Genomic DNA, 17,505 nt, shown 5'->3' with positions numbered 1-17,505 from the left:
ACAAAGGAAGTGTCGTGCAATGGCCCAACAACCGCTCTTTCAAACCATCGAATCCAACATCTACCTCCACGGGGGTCACCTCCAACGCAACCAATTTCCCAGCTGGCACTACCCGCGCGAAAAGCATCAGTTATTCGAGCTGATTGCCGTGATGCAGGGCCAGGTCACCCAGTTCATGGGGCCGCGCAAACGAGTCCTGCTGCCCGGGGACGCCATCATCATCACGCCGGAAACCTGGCACGAGAGTTTTAACTTTTACGGCGCGCAACTGCAATTCTTCTGTGTGCATTTTAACGTGGGTGACTTAGCCCTAAAGACCCGGATCATTCAAAACTTAGGTAACACCGTGTTGCCCAAGGACACCGCCGTAGCCCAAGCGGCGCAACGCTTCGCCCAAGACGTCGTGGCCCTAGATGCTGGTCACCTCGCGACCACCGAACGAAAACTCCGCACGGAAATCGCCTTTCTGCACTTCATGGTCGCTCTCGCCCACAATAAGTCGGTCCTGACCGGTCAACACGAATACCCCGAACGTGACGTGGTCTTGGCCCAAAAGCTGGCCAGCCGGTTGACCGACGAGACCGGGCCGCAGCCCCCGACTTTTCTGCAGGTCTGCGCTCTGCTCAACATCAGTTCCACCTACGGCCACCGCATCTTTAAACGCGTATACGGTGTCACCCCCAAGACCTACGCCAGTGAGCGACGGTTTAGCCAAGCCAAGGGCCTGCTAGAAATTGGGGAAAACTCGATTGCGGACGTCGCCCAACAAACTCATTTTAGTAGTCAGGCCAGCTTCAGTAAGCAGTTTAAGCAGTGGGCCGGGATGACGCCCAGCACCTTTCGCCGAACCACGCACCGTGACCCGGCCACGGCCGACTATTTACAACCAGTCAATAAAAGCGGCAACCACTAAGGGTTGCCGCTTTTTAAGACATGTCAGACAGGCCACATTCGGTCCTCTACCGTTCGATGGGCTTACCTTGGATCTCCGCCTTGCGAATCAAGTCGCGGCGGGTCTGGTAAGGTAAGATCCTGGTGTGATGAGCCATGCACCCGTCAACGGTGCCGCCCATGCCGGCCAGAAAGAAACTCATGGCGTTCCAGATGGCTTGCGGCCAATCCGGATTAAAGTTCATCGCCAATAACCCTAATAGGGCAAAAAAGGCGATGTCAATCAATGCCAGTGCCCCCTGGCGGTTAACTCGGTTGAAGTACGGGTAGTTCCGCGTGAACAAACCGTCCACAACCAAGAGGGCCACGATGGTCCCCAAGGCCATTCGTAAGGAATGCCCCTGGTTGAAGTAGTAGGCTGTGCTAAACAGGATCATGAAGGTCAAATAGAGCCAGAAAGCGTGAAATGCATACCGCCAATCAAATTTCATCGTGATCACCTCGATTTATGGGGGAAGTTAGTCCCTCTAAATTGAGTGTAAGTTTAGCACGTGAAAGCCTTTCCTGAACACCACCGGCCCTCCTATGGTTAAGACACCGGCAGTACTAACCCACCGGGCTGTAACGGGTTTCTTTATCGTTTCATCAACAATGAAAACCATTACCAAATTTAACCTAAATGACCAGATTATTTTTTCGTAAAGTTCCCGTGCTGGGGTAACGCCCACAGCATGGTAACCCAGGCAACCGCGCTGGTCACCACCAGTACCAAGAGGGCCACTTGGGACCCGCTGGCCGTCTTGATGGCTGTGGTCGACCCAGCAACGGCCTGGCTGGCCGCAATAATGGCCGAGACTAGCGCCGTCCCCACGGCCCCGGAAAACTGTTGCAGCGAGTTCATCAAGGCGTTGCCGTCGGCCTTGAGGTCCGCTGACAGGTGTTTGAGACCACTGGTCATCATGTTGCCAAAGCCCAGACCGATCCCCACCATGTAGACGACGTACAGGCTGAGAATCATCCAGGCACTCAGGTGACGGGCCAACAGCGTCATGCTGAGTAACGCCAGTACCGCTAACCCTAGCCCCAAGAGAATCGGGCGTTTAGCCCCGAAGTGATCCAGAATCTGACCCCCAACCGGGGCAAAACAGGCGCCCACCACGGCTCCCGGTAGCACGATCAAGCCCGCCAGAAAGGCCGTGCGCTGGTCGACCAATTGCAGGTAGTTCGGCAGGATGAACGACAGACCTAACGACGCAATTTGAATCAGGAAAAACGCTAAAAGGTGACCGCTAAAGGCCTTGTTTTGTAGGGATTGCAGGTGAATCAATGGCGTCTCTAGGTGCAGCGAGCGGTGACTGAAGTAGATCAGCCCCACCAGCCCCAAGACCAGCGAGCCCGTCACGGAAAGACTGAACCAGGCGTGCTGGCCAACGGCGCTAAACCCGTAGATCAGACCGCCAAAGGTCACGATGATGCCCACCATGCTGGGCCAATCAAAGGTTTCCGGGGCGGTCGGCGTCACTTGGCGAATGGTTTTAATCCCCACGAAAAACGACGCCACCAAAAACGGGACTAGAATCCAGAAGATATAGCGCCAGTTCAGCGCGGTCACCAGAATTCCCCCGTAGGTCGGCCCAATTGCCGGACCAATGGCGGTGACCAGCGTGCCGATCCCGGTCATGAGACCGATGCGGCTCAACGGGACCTGTTCTAAGATGATGTTAAACATCAAGGGCAACGCGATCCCGGTCCCAAACCCTTGAATCGCCCGACCGGCTAATAAGATGGGGAAGGTCGGCGCTACCCCGTCAATGACGATACCGGTAATAAAGAGTAGGTTGGCCGTGATGAAGAGCCGCTTCATGGGAAACCGGCGTTTGAGATAGGAAGAAATTGGTACGATGCAGGCCACGATTAATAAGTAGAGGGTGGTCATCCACTGGACCGTGCCGGTGGTGATGTGAAATTGGGCCATTAAGGTCGGAAACGTAATGTTCATTGCCGTTTCCACGATGACCCCGCTTAACGACATCAGGCCGGTTGCCAAAACCGCCCCGATGACGCGGGGCTCGATATGATCAGATTTTACTTGCGATGTTGCCATGAAAGACGTCCTTTCTGAATTACCACTGCTTAATCTTTTGGAGTGCTTGGCGAAAACCGGCGGCCACTTCCGGGGATAACCCGGCGACCATCTTTTGGTCCTGCTGGTCTAAGTGCGCCGTAATCACGGGTACCAATTTTCGCCCCTTTGTTGTGAGTTGCAGTTGCCGTTTACGACTATCGCTGGCTGCGACCACCCGCGTCACCAGCTCCCGGTCAACCATCCGCCGGACCAATAAGGACGCCGTCGAGCGCTGAATTTCAAATTCGTGTTCGACGTCGACCTGATAAGTCGTGGTCGCCCCCCGCCGCGCCAGGTAATCGATCACCGACATTTGCATGCCGGTCAACCCGTACGGGCGGGCGAAATTATTGAGCTCTTGCGTCATCTGATTCGTCGCATCCCGCAAGAGGCCACCCAATCGAGGGTCCATGCTGCCCATCTCCTTATTTTGTTAGTCGACTAACAATTATAGGCCAATTTACTGAAAATACAACGGGAATTACCCAAAGATTCCATAAAAAAATTGCTGGTAGTTGTACCAGCAATTCTAAAGAAATTAGGGCCTGCCTTAAAACCCAAACACTAATTTAAATAACCATTTATTACCTCTTAGTTGAAAAGAATTTAGTTTGATTGTTGTAGTTTCGTATAAGCTGGAGGGCCAGTCAGAAATGAGCTCAGGAGTGAGATTTGTCTAGGCCGACGTTCTTTGCCGGCCTAGACAAAGGTCGGTCTTCAAGACCTGCTCTGGGGGCTTGAAGCCGTGCCCACTCCGTTCCAGCCCATTTCTGACTGGCCTGGAAGCGCTGAATCCTCCAGATTAGTCTTTTAAGACAAGCTTTAGATGGACCATCCGTTTTACCAGAAGTGCCGGTGGCGCAGATACTGGGCAATTCCCACCATGAACCCCACAGTAATCGCAATCGTAAAGATCCACGAAATGGGACTGTTGGCAATCGGCAACTTGACGTTCATGCCGTAAAAGCCGGTCACAATTGTGGGGATCGTCAGCACCAACGACCAAATGGTTAAGAACTTCATGGTGTCGTTCAGGTTATTGTTCAAGACGTTGTTAAAGGTACTCGAGATGCGGTCCACGACGTCGGCCTCGGTGGCCGTCATTTCGGAGGTCTGCCGGGCTTCGATCACGGCATCCATCAGGAGCTCGCGGTTCTTATCCGAGAGCTGTTTGCCAAACGGCGTGTTGTCCAGGTTGATCACCATCATGGTGTTGTTCCGCGTGGCGCTGACGAAATACGCCAGGCTCTGTTGCAGGTTGGACAACGCAATCAGGTCCTTATTGTCGGGGGACTGGTTCAGTTGGCGGTCCAAGCGGTTCTGCTCCGCGTTGATCCGGCGAATCGGACCGATGAACTGATCAAACAGAATGAAGAAACTGATCAACACGAACTGGTTGGTATCCGTGATGGTCTCGCGTTTCAGCTTATCCTCCAATAATTCGTTGACCCACTGCGTCCGCTTAGTGGTAAACGTAAAGACCCGGTTGCCCTTCAGCAACAACGTAATCGGTCGGGTAATCGACCGCTGGGCGACCTCATCGATCACCACGGGCACGTGTAAGACGAACAATTGGGTGTTTAAGTACTCGTCTCGGTCATAGTGGGACCGTTCGTTTTCATCGGTCACGTAGGTCAAAATCTCTTCGGTTAGCCCGTAAGATTGTTGCAGCTTTTGCCGATCGTTATCCGCTTCCACTAGTGATTCGACCCAGACCAGCTCCTGGTCATCGGTCCCCAATTGACGTTCGACAATCATGCCCGCGTCCCCCTTTTTTTCCATCATAATGTTTTTAGTGTACCACGCGCGCATCAAAAAAGTGGTGCCGGTCACTAAAACCGCACCACTTTCGCCAAAATTTAATTGGTTTCTTGGGTAAGCTGCCCCGCGTAGGCCGCTTCTTGCGCCATGACGCGGTGACGTTCCTTTTCGTTGTACCACGGTGAGACCGTGAAGGCCAAGACGTCGTTGATCAAGTAGATGGAACTGTTGATGAACATGGCCAGGGTGGCCGAACCTTGCCGGAAGGAGATAAACCACAGGACCATTTGCGCGAGGCCCGAGGCAATCCACCAGACGTACTGGTTGTTAAACCGCAAGAAGCAGATGACGCCGGCGGTCAGGCTGATGGCAAAACTGATGGCATCGACCCACGGCCGCGGATCATCGGTAAAGGCCCCGATGCCCCAACCGGAAATCAAATAGATCACCAGCGTGGCGGTCAGGGCAATCACCCAACTCCGCCCGGTAAACCGGCGAATCTTAGCGGCCATATTGACGTTCCAATTGGCACTGATCAAGACGGGGATATCTAACGTCGCCACGTAGGCCAGTTGTTCAAAGATACTGAGATAGTTTTTCGCTGCGTAGCCGGTAATGATAAAACAAATTGCCGACAGGACCCCCAGGACGCCGTTAACGGACTTGGCCGCGTTAATGGCCAAGACACACAAGACGCCTAGCGTGGTCCCGATAAAGGTCAAGATGGTCAGCGGCGTGATGGCCTGCCCGACTAGCGTCATGACCTGGCAACCCAGGCTAAAGAAGAATAAGTAATAGTTCTGTTGGGGCCAACCCTTTAATTGGTGGGCCAAAAATTGAAAATAATGTTGCATGCGAAAAACGCTCCCTCATCGTTTAGTTCGCCACATGTGGTATTTCATCCGGATGAATTTAGAAATAAACACAATATGTTGTGTGCTGTGTTTTGGACAACGTTTATGATTATAGCATGAAAATTTACGCTGACCAGACCGTTTTGAAAATTGTTTCATGCCACAATTTTCTCAGAAAACGCTGCCATATCCCGTTGTCCGCCGTGAAACACACTTCTTAATGGTTAAACAATCTCACATAATCAGCGATGTGGGGTGTTCACGCGATAAAAAAATAGCCCCCCATAAGGAAGACTACTAATTTGTGTATAACGTTTTACTTATACGAAGTTACTTTTGTTGGGCATCCGCTGCGCCCCGTGCCGTCACGGCCGCCAGCATTTGCGTCAATTGACCCATGGTTAACGGGCTGCCACTATCATTTAACGGCACGCTGCTCATCAACTTAGTCGCCGATTGTAACACCTTGTAACAATCGATTTCCAGCTGTTCGCCACTCGCCGTTAACGATAAGGGCCGCACGCGACGGTCGGTCGATTCGTAACTTTGCACCACGTAACCGCGCCGAATCAGTTGGGAAATTCCCCGTGAAACGGCCGCCCGCGAGATTCCCCGGCTATCCGCTACCGTAGCGGAGGTCAGTTTACCCGGTTGTTCTAAAATTTGGTGTAGTATTGCGAATTGGTCCACCGAAATCCCCGTCATTCGTTGGAACCGCGTGGCTGACTTTTCCAGCTCACGCTTCAAAGCCATGTAGGCTTCAAAAAAACTTTCTGCATGTACAGTCTTACTCTCTGCCATTGTATCAGATCCTTATCTCCACGTATCGGTCAGGGGTCCAACGATGAACATGGCCGATTAATGATTAAATAATTTACAACCCCATAAAATTATCTATACAATTGATAATAAAGAACATTCAAGTAAAAAGCAAGGGTCAGACCCTTAAATTCCGTATAAAAGTGATATCGTAAACCTTTTTCACCCGTAAGAAACGGGAAAATTCACCCGAACGGCGGATTTTCCCGATTTAAGCCTATTCTAATTGCCGCAAGTGATACAGGCGTGCTTCCCACGGCTGTATCTGCTGGGCATCTGAGTCCGAATCAACCAATAAATTAGTTAAAATTAATTCGCTGGCGGTCAAATCAAATTCCTGAGTCGTCGCAATCTGACTGCTCATATTGACCATTACCAGCCAGTTGTCACCATTGTATGTTCGGCGATAAACGTATAATTGATCATCGTAAGTATCGATTAATTCATACCGGCCGATTTGTAACGCGGGCACGGTCTTTTTCACCCGAATCAGTTGCTGGTAGAACGTTAAGACCGAAAGTGGATCGTGACTTTCCCGTTCCACGTTACGGTGCGCCACGTCCGGTCCCATGTCAATCCACGGACTGGTCGTCGAGAAGCCCCCGTACGTCTTACCGGTCCACGGAATCGGCGTTCGGGCGTTATCCCGACTCTTGGCCGCCAGTTGTTGCAGCGTCCGAGCAACCGGCATCCCGGCGGCGAGTTGCCGGTGGTAATAGTTACAGCTATCCAAATCGCGATATTGCTCGATCCTGGTGAATTCGGCGTTGGTTAGGCCCAACTCCTGCCCCTGGTAGATAAACGGGGTCCCCTTCATCAACATGTACCACATGCCCAGGGCCTGCGCGGATCGCCGGGGGTAGTCGGTCGCGTCACCGTAATAAGAAACGGCCCGGGGTAAATCGTGATTTTCAATGAATAACGCACTCCACCCGTGGCCTTCCAAGGCGACCTGCCACTTGGTCAGGTTCGCCCGTAACGCGGCCACCGGTAGCTTGGGTTCCGCCATCTCCCAGAAATGTACGTGGTCAAATTCGAGTAGCAGGTCGAAAAATCCCGTTTCCGAATCTAACCACTGTTCGGCCGTCGCCATATCGACGCCCCCGGCCTCCCCAATCGTTAAGAGGTGATTTTTCGTCAGGGTCGGCCGTAAAGCCGCTAAGTAGGGGGCCACGCCCGCCAGGTCCTGATAATAACCCGTGCGAGGAGCCGTCACGTCGGCAAAGTCGGCCCGTTTCTTCAAATGCGTCACGCCGTCTAACCGAAACCCGTCCACGTGGCGGTCGGCCCACCACTGGATTACCCGGGCCATTTCTCGTTGAACCTGCGGGTTATCCCAATTCAAATCTGGTTGGGCCGTGGCGAACGAGTGAAGGTAGGCTTCGTGGGTCGCCGGATTGTACTGCCAGGCCGAGTCGCCAAACACGGATTGCCAATTATTCGGCGGCGTTTGGCCATCGGCGGGTTGCCAAATGTAATAATCGTGGTACGGGTTGGTCCGACTCTTTTGCGCGGCCTGAAACCACGGGTGTTGATCCGACGTATGATTTAAGGCTAGGTCGATTACCACCTTAATATCGGCGGCGTGCAAAGCCGCCACCAACGCCTCAAAGTCGGCCAACGTTCCAAACTGCGGGTCAACGCCACAATAATCCGTGACGTCGTAACCACTATCCACGTGACCGGACGGATAAAAGGACGCCAACCAGACGAAATCAACCCCCAAATCTTTAAGATAGTTAATCTTAGCTTGGACGCCGGGGAGGTCCCCCACGCCGTCGTGATTACTATCAAAAAAACTTTGCGGGTAAATCTGATATCCTACGGCTTGGCGCCACCATTGTTGCGCATCGGTCATGGCCATCTTCCTTTCGTGGACTGTTGGATTCGCAACCGGTTGTTTCGCCGTTTGCGTTCAGTTGCATTTGCTTTCAATTGTAACTTTAATCGCCACGTTTGTCCGCTGGATTGTCCGATTTTATGGTGGGCCTTCAATTTTTGATAATACGCCACCCAATTCTGTCCGTCTAGGGTTTTTAGGGAAAATTATTAAAAATCAGAATTATTTATCTTATATCATCGGAATAATTAGTTATACCACTCAGCCATGAAAAAACCCGTTAACCGTGACACCACGGCTAACGGGCTTTCGCTGACTAAGATTAGTTAATCTTACGCTTCGGATTCAAGAGATTCATCGGGTCGAACAACGTCTTAATCTGGTGTTGCAGGTAGTCCACGTTTTCACCCAATTCGGGATTGTTCCACTGGTTCTTCATCATCCCCACGGCGTGCTCGCCGGAGATGGTGCCGCCCAGTTCCAGGGTCTTGCGGAAGACCCGCCGTAAAGCTTCCAGTACGGCCGCCGGCACCTCGGGCTGGTCTTCCGGCCACACGAAGCTCGGGTGAACGTTGCCGTCACCCGCATGCCCGGCGGTGTAGATCTTAATCCCTAAGTCCCGCCCCACGGCTTGGATGTAGTCCATCATCGGCGCTAACTGGGATAACGGCATGGCCATGTCTTCCATGAGGTGGTTTTGGCCCGCAAAGACGGCCGGTAACATGTCGCGACGCAGTTGTTCTAGCTTGGCCTGTTCGTCGGCGTCAGCCGTCACTTGAACGTGCTGACCGTGATATTTAGCCAACAGGTCTTCCAACACTTGGACGTTCTCGTCGCTACTGCCGTCCAACCGGAAGATCAACATGGCACCACTATTCTCGGCGTAGTGGGTCTTCTCGTACTTATCCAGGGCAATCACGGTATTGCCATCCAAGGCTTCTAGCATGGTCGGGTAAACTCCGGACATGCGAATCGCGGTGACGCCCTTAGCTAGCGCCGCCATGTCCTCGAAGAAGGCCAGCCCCATGATCGATTTACCCAAGGGAATCGGCATTAACTTGACCGTCACTTCGTAGACGATGCCCAAGGTGCCTTCGGAGCCGACAAACAACTGGGTCAAATCGTACCCAAAGGCCTGCTTCAGGGTGCGTCCACCCAACGTGACGGTGCGACCGTCCGCTAAGACGGCCTTTAGCCCCAGCACGTTATCCTTGGTGGCCCCGTAGCGCACAGTACTCATCCCACCGGCGTTGGTCGATACGTTGCCCCCAATTGAGGAGAATAGTTTGGAACCGGGATCTGGTGCGTAGAATAAACCTTGTTTGCGGGCTTCCTGGTCCAAATCACCATTAATCACGCCGGGTTGAACCACGGCCACGGAATCTTCCTTGCTGATTTCCAGAATCTGGTTCAGCTTTCGCGTCGACAGAATGATGGCCCCGGCGATCCCGTCGGAACCGACCACGGTACTGGTGGCCGTTGTTTGCGGCACCACCGGGATGTGGTACTTACGCGCCACGGCCAAGACGCCCTGAATGTCCGCGACGCTTTGCACCTCGACGAACGCCCGGGCTAATCCGCTTTCGCCCCCGGACGCGTTGGGGTTAAAGGATTGCTTTTTCAACGTTTGAGCATCCGTTGAGACGGTGCCATCCTTGACCTGCGCGGTTAAGTCGGCCAAGATGTCGTCATCAGAATACGCACTAAAAACTGTCATCATATCTGCCTTCTTCATTTAGATTAAATTTAAACTTGCGGTTATTATAGAGCTAATCTTTTGTAAGCGCTAGAATTTTTATCTTTGGGTCAGACCAATTGAAAGCTTGCGGTTACAGGCTTAGTAGCCGAAAAGGACGTCCTCACATCGAGGACGTCCCTTAACCTTAAGCTAATTGCGTAAATTGTTTATTTTCCAACCGGTACTGATGGTCACACTGCGCGGCCACGTCCGGTTCGTGCGTCACGATGATGACGCATTTCTGCTGCTCGTGGGCGATTTTTTGGAACTGGGCGATCACCGCATGGGTGTTGTCTTCGTCCAGGTTTCCGGTGGGTTCATCGGCCACCACCAGTTTGGCGTCACACGCCATGGTGCGGGCAATCGCCACCCGTTGTTGCTGGCCCCCGGAGAGGTGTTGCACGTTGCGCGTGATGAGGTCGTCGCCAATGCCTAGGTCCCGGAGAATCTGGCTGGCATAGGCCTTGTCGCCCGCGTGCTCGGCACCGGTAATCGCCATGGCCGTTAGCAAGTTATCCAACGGGGACATGTAGGCAAACAGGTTGTAGGCCTGAAAGACAATCGCCACGTCATGGCGGCGGTAGTTGGTCAAGCCAATCTGCTTTAGGGACCGGTCCCCTAACAGAATTTCACCGTCCTTGGGGTGATCCAGCCCGGCGATCAACGAGAGAAAGGTCGTCTTCCCGGTCCCACTGTGGCCCAGGATGGCGTAGGACTGACCCGCCTCGAACTCGAGGTTTACCTCTTTAAACAGGGGTTGGCTGGCATCCTGATACCAGTAGCTTAAATCTTTGGTTTTTAACATGGTCTGCCTCCTTAGGAAATCAGTACTTTCCGTGGTTCAAGTCGTAGAATCCCGCCCGACGCAATCATAATCGATAGGAAGGTAATCGCTAACCCAAACCCACCTAATTCGGCTAAGTCTACCGCGCTCACGGTAATCGCCAGCTTGGTGTTGGCCTGTTTCGTGCTGTTCGTCGTGCGACCCGGACCACCATTTTGGCCCTGACCACCCGGCTGACCGCCGCCACCTTGACTACTGCCACCCGGTTGATTAGACGTGGTACTACTGGTGGTTTGCGTGGTCGTGGCCGTTTGTGAGACCAACTGACTGCCCAACTGGTTCCCAACAAACTTGCCCCCAACGCCCGCAATGGCTAAGGCAACGACTAAGACCATCACCATTTCGGTGAAGAACTGCGCCACAATCTTCCACCGGGCCTCACCCAAGGAGAGTAAGACGCCAATTTCAAAGCGCCGTTCGCGAATCATCAGAATCACAATCAGCGCTAAGATGATGGTCCCGGCAATCGCCACCAACCAAACAATCTTGTTGGCGAAACTTTCCACACTACTCATGGAGGCCTTGACCGTCTGGTAACTAGCATCGTCGGTACTCAACGAATACTTGCTAGAACTGATCAACTTGTTGCCGGCCGTCTTCACACTACTGACCTTGCTGGGGTTGGTAACGTTAAAGGTCACGGAATCCGCCGTACCCGCGTACTTACTGCCCTTAATGCTGTTGGCCAAGGTATAAGACGTGTAGACCGTGTTCGACGGGTCGGTACTCATCGGCCCAGCCGTACTGGAGCTGCTGGAACTGGCCTTGTAAATGCCGACAACCTTGACCTTGACCGTGGTTTTACTGCCCGTAGTCTGTTTAAAGGTCATGGTATCGCCCACGCTTAAGTTGTTCTGGCTAGCCAGTTCCTTTTCGATCACCACGTGGTTGGTATTCTTATCACTGGTGGTGATGCCCCGACCCTTTACGATTTTACTTTGCTTGTCGCTAAAATCGCTGGTCAGGCTCGTGGCCGTGACCCCGTCGATCTGGGTATCACCGGAACTACTACTGCCGGACTTCATTCCCCCGGGACCGCCACTGCTACTGCCGCCCATCCCGGTACTGGTTGAGACCGTATCGTAGGATTTCGCGTTAGCCGAGGTGGTACTGGTAACGTTATAACTCCCGACGTTGCTGAGCTGCGCAATTTTGGTCGCGTCGCTCAACTTCACGGGCGTTAACGTCAATTTCGGGCGACTGCTCTTGGAACTCGACGAACTGCTGCTCTGGCGCATTTGTTTAAACGCCGCTTGCCGGTTGGCCGACAACGTCACTGTGGCCCCCACATCGGCCTTCGCCTGATTGGTCGCCTTAATGGCCGCGCTGCGGATCAATAACCCGGCTAGCACGAACATCAGGATGGCCGCCGATACCAGAATCAAGAGTACCGAGCGGCCCTTCTTAGCCCAGACATTTAGCCAGGCTCGTTTACAAAAATTCACTTGGGTCGCCTCCATTCACTTTTTGACAGGAGTCGTCAAAAGCCATGTTACGGTTATAGCAAATGGGGCTTATCACTAACTAAAAATGATTGTGACCGTTAATAAAGGGTTAAGACTTGGACACCGGATGATGCCAGTGCAGCCACCCCGACCAAATCAGACAAATCAAGCTGAGGCCGAGAAAAAACGTCGCCACGGACCCGGATAACTGCCGACCTTGTGTCGTTGTCACCACCCGAAAGAACGGCTGGTCGCTAAACCACCACAGGACTAACGCGTCCAACAACCAGATGACCGTTAACCAATGAAGTGCTTGTCGCATAAGTCTGCCTCCTACTTTCTCGTTTTTCGCTTCAGTTGGTGCCCCAGGTAAATCGAGTACCCCAACGCCCCGCCGCCCAAAACCAGGCAAAGGGTTGCCGTCGACCCGTCAATGAAGATGCCCCGTGGACCCACAGAAAAAGTCACAAACGCCGGTTTGACCAACACCCCTAAGACGCCGGAAGCCAATAACAAAAGGCCCCCTAACCACCGCCAAATCACCATCATCTGTCCCATCATCATTTCCCTCCACAACTTTTTCTTCAGGATAGCACGGCGGCCCGTTTCAGCGTGCAATTATGAGACTAAGTGGTTTGGCAATCCAATCGACCAGCCCCTAAGGTACTAAAAAAGCTCACCGTCACAACAACGATGAGCAAGTTTAAGTTATTTCGAAGGCTTAGTGGGTGGGGTTTCCTTGACAGTCGCCGCGGTTGGCGTCACGGGCGTGGTGAGCGCCTCATCGTCCGGCAAGACGTCCGGGTACAACGCAGAATATTCCTGGTACCAATGGAAGGTGGTGATGACGAAGACCTTCAGCACGGCGAATCCGGGCACCCCTAAGATCACCCCGGTCAGCCCGAACATTTTACCAGCCGCCAACAAAACAAAGACGATGGTGATCGGGTGCATTTCCAGGCTGTTCCCCATAATCAGTGGTGACAGGACCTGCGTCTCCAAGACCCATTCGACCAGGTAAACGATCACGACCCCCAGTAACATCGATGGGCTGGTAATCGCCCCGATGATCAGGGCAGGCAGTAAGGCAATGGCCGACCCAAAGTACGGGATCAGGTTCAACGGTCCGGCAATGACCCCTAGTAACAGCGCGTACTTCAGACCGATAATCGAATAACCGGTGGTGAAGATGATCAACACGCACAGCGCCACGGTCAGTTGACCGCGAATGTAGGAGCTAACCTTGACGTTCATCTGGTCGAGCATCACGATAAACCGGTCACGGTAGGCCGTTGGCACCACCCGACTGATAAATTTCGGAAAGTGGCTCCCGTCCTTTAACATGAAGAACAGGACCAGTGGCGCGGTAATCAGCGTGATGATCCAGTCACTGACCGTGGTCACCACGTTGCCCAGCGAGCTTAACGTTCCGGTCAACAGGTTCCAGCCACGCTTAGAGAAGTAGGTGGTGACCCGCTGGTTGATCTCGTCTAAGTTGGCGTTAGTCAACCAGTGATGTTGCTGGTTAGCGTGGTTGAGCTGATGCATAATATCGTTGGCAAATTGGGGTAACGAGCCAATCATGCTGGCGGTCTGGCGGGTCAGAAACGGAATCAGGTTTAAGAAGATCAAGACCAGGACCGCAATGGTGAGGACTAACGCAATCGTGATGGCTAGTCCCTCTTTGATATGTAGTCGTCGTTCCATCAGGTGGACGAACGGGTCCAACACGTAGAACAAGATTCCCGCCACAATGATTGCGGGGGCGGCGATGCCGATGAACCGCCAAACCGGATTCAACAAACTCCCGTTTTGGACGACTTCGTGGACCACCAATAAGAAAAGAAAGATGTTCAACAATAAAATGGTAATGTGGTTATTTAAAAATCGTTGGTAGAACCAGGAAAAGCCCGATTCGGGTTGGCGCCATTTATTCAAAGGTCATTCCCCCTGCTAAATTTCAATACCCCTAGTTTACGGCCTGAGCCTAGGCTTGACTAGTCTTAAACCTCCAAAACACGAAAAAAGCCGGTCGCCGCACTGGTTGCTCGCGGTGATCGACCTGATTCTTCCTGGAAACTCAGTTGCCCGGATTACCCTTTATTTCAGTCCATTGCCAACTGATTCAGGAGCGCTTAGTTCACTAACTGATGCCTTAAATCCCGACTATTGTGCGCTCTTCTGCGCCAACTTAACCGTCTCGGCCGCCGTGGTACCGTTGACCGCGTACAGGTGCTTACCGGATTGCCACTTGACCGTGTTAGCCTGCGCATTTTCCGTACCACTGTACACCGTCACCGCCCCCGTCTTGGTCGTGTCTGGGAGACTCGCCTGCTTCAGTTGCGCATTAACCTGTTTGGCAAATTGGGCGGGGGTCCCACTGGTATCAGCGTTATCCGTGACCGCCGTCACCGACCACTTGCCCGTCGTCCAGTGCACGTAGGTGTGCCCCATGGTGCCCTGAGCCACCGCCGTCGTGTGCTTAGTCAGCTTCACGTTGGCCCCGTTGGCCTGGCCCACGTAGTCCACTTCATCCGTGGCCGTCTGCGAATTCCCCAGCGTTTTCTTCTGGAAGGTCGCACTTTGGTCGCCACCCTGATCCGTATAGGTCACCTTGTAATTATTTTTCGTGCCGCTGGTACTAGTCGCCGTGAGCTTGGCGCTATCCGCCGTGGCCGTCTTCGGCGCTGCCGTCTGGCTGACCGTACTAACATCGTTGGCCGCGTGCATGGTCAGGTAAGTCCCCGACCCTAACGTCGCCAGCACCGCCAAACTGGTGGCCGCCGTTAAAATCAATTTTTTAGTCCGTGAATTCATTTCAAAATTACCCCCTTACTCTTGCACGTAGTTTTGAAGCGCCGTGACGTAGCGTCCGTTACTTAAGACAAAGTAGCGTGAGCCCGTCGAGCGTTTCTTGACCGCCGTGACCGTCAGCGTGGTCCCCTTAGCGACCTTGGTCGACCGTTGCGATTTCTTAAACCCACTACCGGTATATTCGTACAACGTTTTCTTGGTGGTCAGTTGCTTGCTAGCGTTCAACGATTCGTAGTAAGCGTGATCGGAATATTGCGTGTTACCCGAGATGTAGCCCAGCTTAGTCTTGATCCGATACGACTTACCGCTCGGGGCCGAAACGACCTTCCCGGCAACCTGATCGCCGGAAACGTAGTAACTCCCGGTCTTTTTGGTCAGGGCCGCGTCCGAGTAAATGTAGAGTTTGTGTTTCAGTTTAAACAACCCGTGCTGACCGAACCAGTACCCGGTCCCGTCTTGCGCGAGCACCCATTTTCCTAGCTCACTAATGTACAGGGCCTGTTTGGACTTTGACTGGGTCAGACTCTTGACCTGACTAATCTGATAAAACTTCTGTCGTGCGGACGCCGGAATCGCCGTGCCGTCGACATATTGGGTGGCATTGTTATGTAAATAAATATGCTGGCCCTTTTTATAACTGCTGTAAGCGTAGGTCGTGGTGTGGCTCAATGCCGTGGTCACCCCGTCCGTCCACCAGGAAACCGGGTGAACCGCGGTAATGGCCTTGCTGTTATCCGTGTATTCGTTTAGCGCGGACAGGTAATTGTGATCGGTGTACTGCCACAACGCCAGAGAAATCGTGGGTTGCGATGAATAGTTGGCGATCCACTGCGCGTCAAAGTTCTGCCGCGCACTGTTGGCGTAACTCGTCGCAAACGATTGGTACGAATAGAAGACCAGCTTCTTGTTGGTCAACGCACTCATCTCGTCGTACCAGGCCTTAACCGCGGCGTTGGTGGTCCCCGACGTGACGTCGTTTTCTTCAAAATCTAGCACGTAGAACTTAGCGTTTTTGTTGGACCGGTTATAAAAATCCTTGGCCTCTTGCTTGGCGCTAGCGGCGCTGGTGAACCGCGCGTAATCGTACTCGCCAAACGGAATCCCGTACTTCACGTACAAGGCTGTGTTATTGGTCGCGTAGAGATCTTGGTACGAAGATCCGTACTGCCGCCGATTGATAACAAAGGAAACTTGACTCTTCAAATTAGCCACCTGACTGGCGGATAAATTTCCCTGCCACTCCGAAATATCCGGAATCGCTAAGGTGCTCGCGTGGGCGACCGTCTGACCGCTCCACGCAAACCCAGTGAGGGCACCGAATAAGGCTATCACCTGCGTCAATCGCCGTCTAACCTGCTGCTGTAAAATCATGTTGGCACTTCCCTACTAAGTATTTGGTCCCTACTCCTACATTGTCACGGTCTAAACTCCCCGTTGCGACCGGCTCCTCCCGCCGATTCACCTCCCAACGATTCATCTTCTTCACTGTACCGAAGTTAGGTGTGCAAGTCGTAACAAGGTAGTTGCAGTTCAGTTACCAAACGTTACAGTTTGATTGACCACCGGCTAGGGTCTTAACCGCCGAGTTGCCGGACAATTCGGTGATTCAACCAGTCGGCGTATGGGCAAAAAAACGGGCGTCAACCGGCAATAATTTGCCCGTTGACGCCCGTTTAAACACCCTATTATTTATCATACTGGTACCGACTAATCACTAGCCTGCGCCAATTTAACCGTTCCGGCCACGGTTTGACCACTAACTGCATACAGTTGGTCACCCGTCTGCCACTTGACCGTATCGGCTTGGGCCGAACTGCCGTTGGCTTGACTGTAGACCGTCACCGCGCCGGTCGTAGCGGCCGTCGGCAAATGCTGCTGTTGCAGTTGATCGTTGACCTGATTGGCGAACTGGGTTGGCGTGCCCGACTGGTCGGCGTTACTGGTAACCGCCGTGACCGACCAATGACCCGTGTTCCAGTGCACGTAGGTGTGGCCCATAGTGCCCTGGACCACCGCCTGGGTCCCGTGCGTCAACTTGACGCTAGGCCCGGCCGTCCCCCGACCGAAGTAAGCAACCTGATTGGCCGCCGCGGTCGCACTGCCCAGCGTTTTCTTCTGAAACGTTGCCGCGGTGTGACCGGCCTGATTGTGGTACTTGACCGTGTAATTCTGCTTGGTCCCACTCGCGTTAGTGGCCGTCAGGTGGGTGCTGTTCGCCGTCGCCGTAGTGGGAGCAGCCGTCTGGCTGACCGCACTGACGCCGTTAGCCGCGTGCATGGTCAGTAGCGTCCCCGAGCCTAAGGTGGCTAGAACCGCTAGGCTAGCCGCAGCCGTAACTAGAATTTTTTTAGACTGATTGAACATCATAAAACTC

General features: G+C 53.2%; 17 protein-coding genes. 1 reads left to right on the top strand and 16 read right to left on the bottom strand.

Features of this window, described 5'->3' with window-relative positions:
* The first annotated feature begins 19 nt into the window (after positions 1–19).
* Positions 20–913 carry a helix-turn-helix transcriptional regulator gene (locus tag FD25_RS04370; RefSeq protein ID WP_057801715.1) on the top strand — a complete coding sequence of 298 codons (894 nt, stop codon included), beginning with the start codon at positions 20–22 and terminating at the stop codon, positions 911–913.
* Positions 914–959: 46 nt separating this feature from the next.
* On the opposite strand, the gene FD25_RS04365 is transcribed toward FD25_RS04370, so the two are convergent.
* The 16 genes from FD25_RS04365 to FD25_RS04290 all read right to left on the bottom strand — a co-directional run bounded on the left by FD25_RS04365 (position 960) and on the right by FD25_RS04290 (position 17,495).
* Positions 960–1,382 carry a hypothetical protein gene (locus FD25_RS04365; protein WP_057801713.1) on the bottom strand — a complete coding sequence of 141 codons (423 nt, stop codon included), beginning with the start codon at positions 1,380–1,382 and terminating at the stop codon, positions 960–962.
* Between the two features lie 197 nt (positions 1,383–1,579).
* Positions 1,580–2,995, bottom strand: a complete 1,416-nt coding sequence (locus FD25_RS04360; RefSeq protein ID WP_057801711.1) for a DHA2 family efflux MFS transporter permease subunit — start codon at positions 2,993–2,995, stop codon at positions 1,580–1,582.
* Positions 2,996–3,014: 19 nt separating this feature from the next.
* Positions 3,015–3,428: a MarR family winged helix-turn-helix transcriptional regulator gene (locus tag FD25_RS04355; RefSeq protein ID WP_057801709.1), complete on the bottom strand. Its 414-nt coding sequence runs from the start codon at positions 3,426–3,428 to the stop codon at positions 3,015–3,017.
* 428 nt (positions 3,429–3,856) lie between these two features.
* The gene (locus FD25_RS04350) at positions 3,857–4,774 is read right to left on the bottom strand and encodes a magnesium transporter CorA family protein (RefSeq protein WP_057801706.1); all 918 of its coding nucleotides are present in this window, start codon (positions 4,772–4,774) and stop codon (positions 3,857–3,859) included.
* A gap of 101 nt (positions 4,775–4,875) precedes the next feature.
* The gene (gene pnuC / locus FD25_RS04345) at positions 4,876–5,631 is read right to left on the bottom strand and encodes a nicotinamide riboside transporter PnuC (RefSeq protein WP_057801704.1); all 756 of its coding nucleotides are present in this window, start codon (positions 5,629–5,631) and stop codon (positions 4,876–4,878) included.
* 330 nt (positions 5,632–5,961) lie between these two features.
* Positions 5,962–6,432 carry a MarR family winged helix-turn-helix transcriptional regulator gene (locus FD25_RS04340; protein WP_057801702.1) on the bottom strand — a complete coding sequence of 157 codons (471 nt, stop codon included), beginning with the start codon at positions 6,430–6,432 and terminating at the stop codon, positions 5,962–5,964.
* A gap of 235 nt (positions 6,433–6,667) precedes the next feature.
* Positions 6,668–8,308, bottom strand: coding sequence for a glycoside hydrolase family 13 protein (locus FD25_RS04335; RefSeq protein ID WP_057801700.1), 1,641 nt, complete (start codon positions 8,306–8,308; stop codon positions 6,668–6,670).
* 304 nt (positions 8,309–8,612) lie between these two features.
* Entirely contained in the window at positions 8,613–10,007 is a 1,395-nt protein-coding gene (locus FD25_RS04330) for an FAD-binding oxidoreductase (RefSeq protein WP_057801698.1), read from the bottom strand.
* A 166-nt stretch (positions 10,008–10,173) separates the two neighbouring features.
* On the bottom strand, positions 10,174–10,833 hold the full coding sequence (locus FD25_RS04325) for an ABC transporter ATP-binding protein (protein WP_057801696.1): 660 nt from the start codon (positions 10,831–10,833) through the stop codon (positions 10,174–10,176).
* Positions 10,834–10,844: 11 nt separating this feature from the next.
* A complete protein-coding gene (locus FD25_RS04320) occupies positions 10,845–12,317 on the bottom strand; it encodes an ABC transporter permease (protein WP_057801694.1) in 1,473 nt (490 codons plus the stop codon).
* 109 nt (positions 12,318–12,426) lie between these two features.
* Complete coding sequence (locus tag FD25_RS04315) at positions 12,427–12,639, bottom strand: hypothetical protein (protein ID WP_057801691.1); 213 nt, start codon at positions 12,637–12,639, stop codon at positions 12,427–12,429.
* Between the two features lie 11 nt (positions 12,640–12,650).
* Positions 12,651–12,875, bottom strand: a complete 225-nt coding sequence (locus FD25_RS04310) for a hypothetical protein (RefSeq protein WP_057801689.1) — start codon at positions 12,873–12,875, stop codon at positions 12,651–12,653.
* 150 nt (positions 12,876–13,025) lie between these two features.
* Entirely contained in the window at positions 13,026–14,255 is a 1,230-nt protein-coding gene (locus tag FD25_RS04305; RefSeq protein WP_057801687.1) for an AI-2E family transporter, read from the bottom strand.
* A 228-nt stretch (positions 14,256–14,483) separates the two neighbouring features.
* A complete protein-coding gene (locus tag FD25_RS04300) occupies positions 14,484–15,134 on the bottom strand; it encodes a hypothetical protein (protein ID WP_057801684.1) in 651 nt (216 codons plus the stop codon).
* 15 nt (positions 15,135–15,149) lie between these two features.
* Positions 15,150–16,502, bottom strand: a complete 1,353-nt coding sequence (locus FD25_RS04295; RefSeq protein ID WP_057801682.1) for a GH25 family lysozyme — start codon at positions 16,500–16,502, stop codon at positions 15,150–15,152.
* 336 nt (positions 16,503–16,838) lie between these two features.
* The gene (locus FD25_RS04290; RefSeq protein WP_057801679.1) at positions 16,839–17,495 is read right to left on the bottom strand and encodes a hypothetical protein; all 657 of its coding nucleotides are present in this window, start codon (positions 17,493–17,495) and stop codon (positions 16,839–16,841) included.
* Positions 17,496–17,505: the final 10 nt, after the last annotated feature.

It is taken from the genome of Levilactobacillus acidifarinae DSM 19394 = JCM 15949 (assembly GCF_001434835.1).
GTDB classification, from domain to species: domain Bacteria; phylum Bacillota; class Bacilli; order Lactobacillales; family Lactobacillaceae; genus Levilactobacillus; species Levilactobacillus acidifarinae.
Note: the sequence above shows the minus strand (reverse complement) of the source record. Positions and strands in the feature narration are given on the sequence as shown.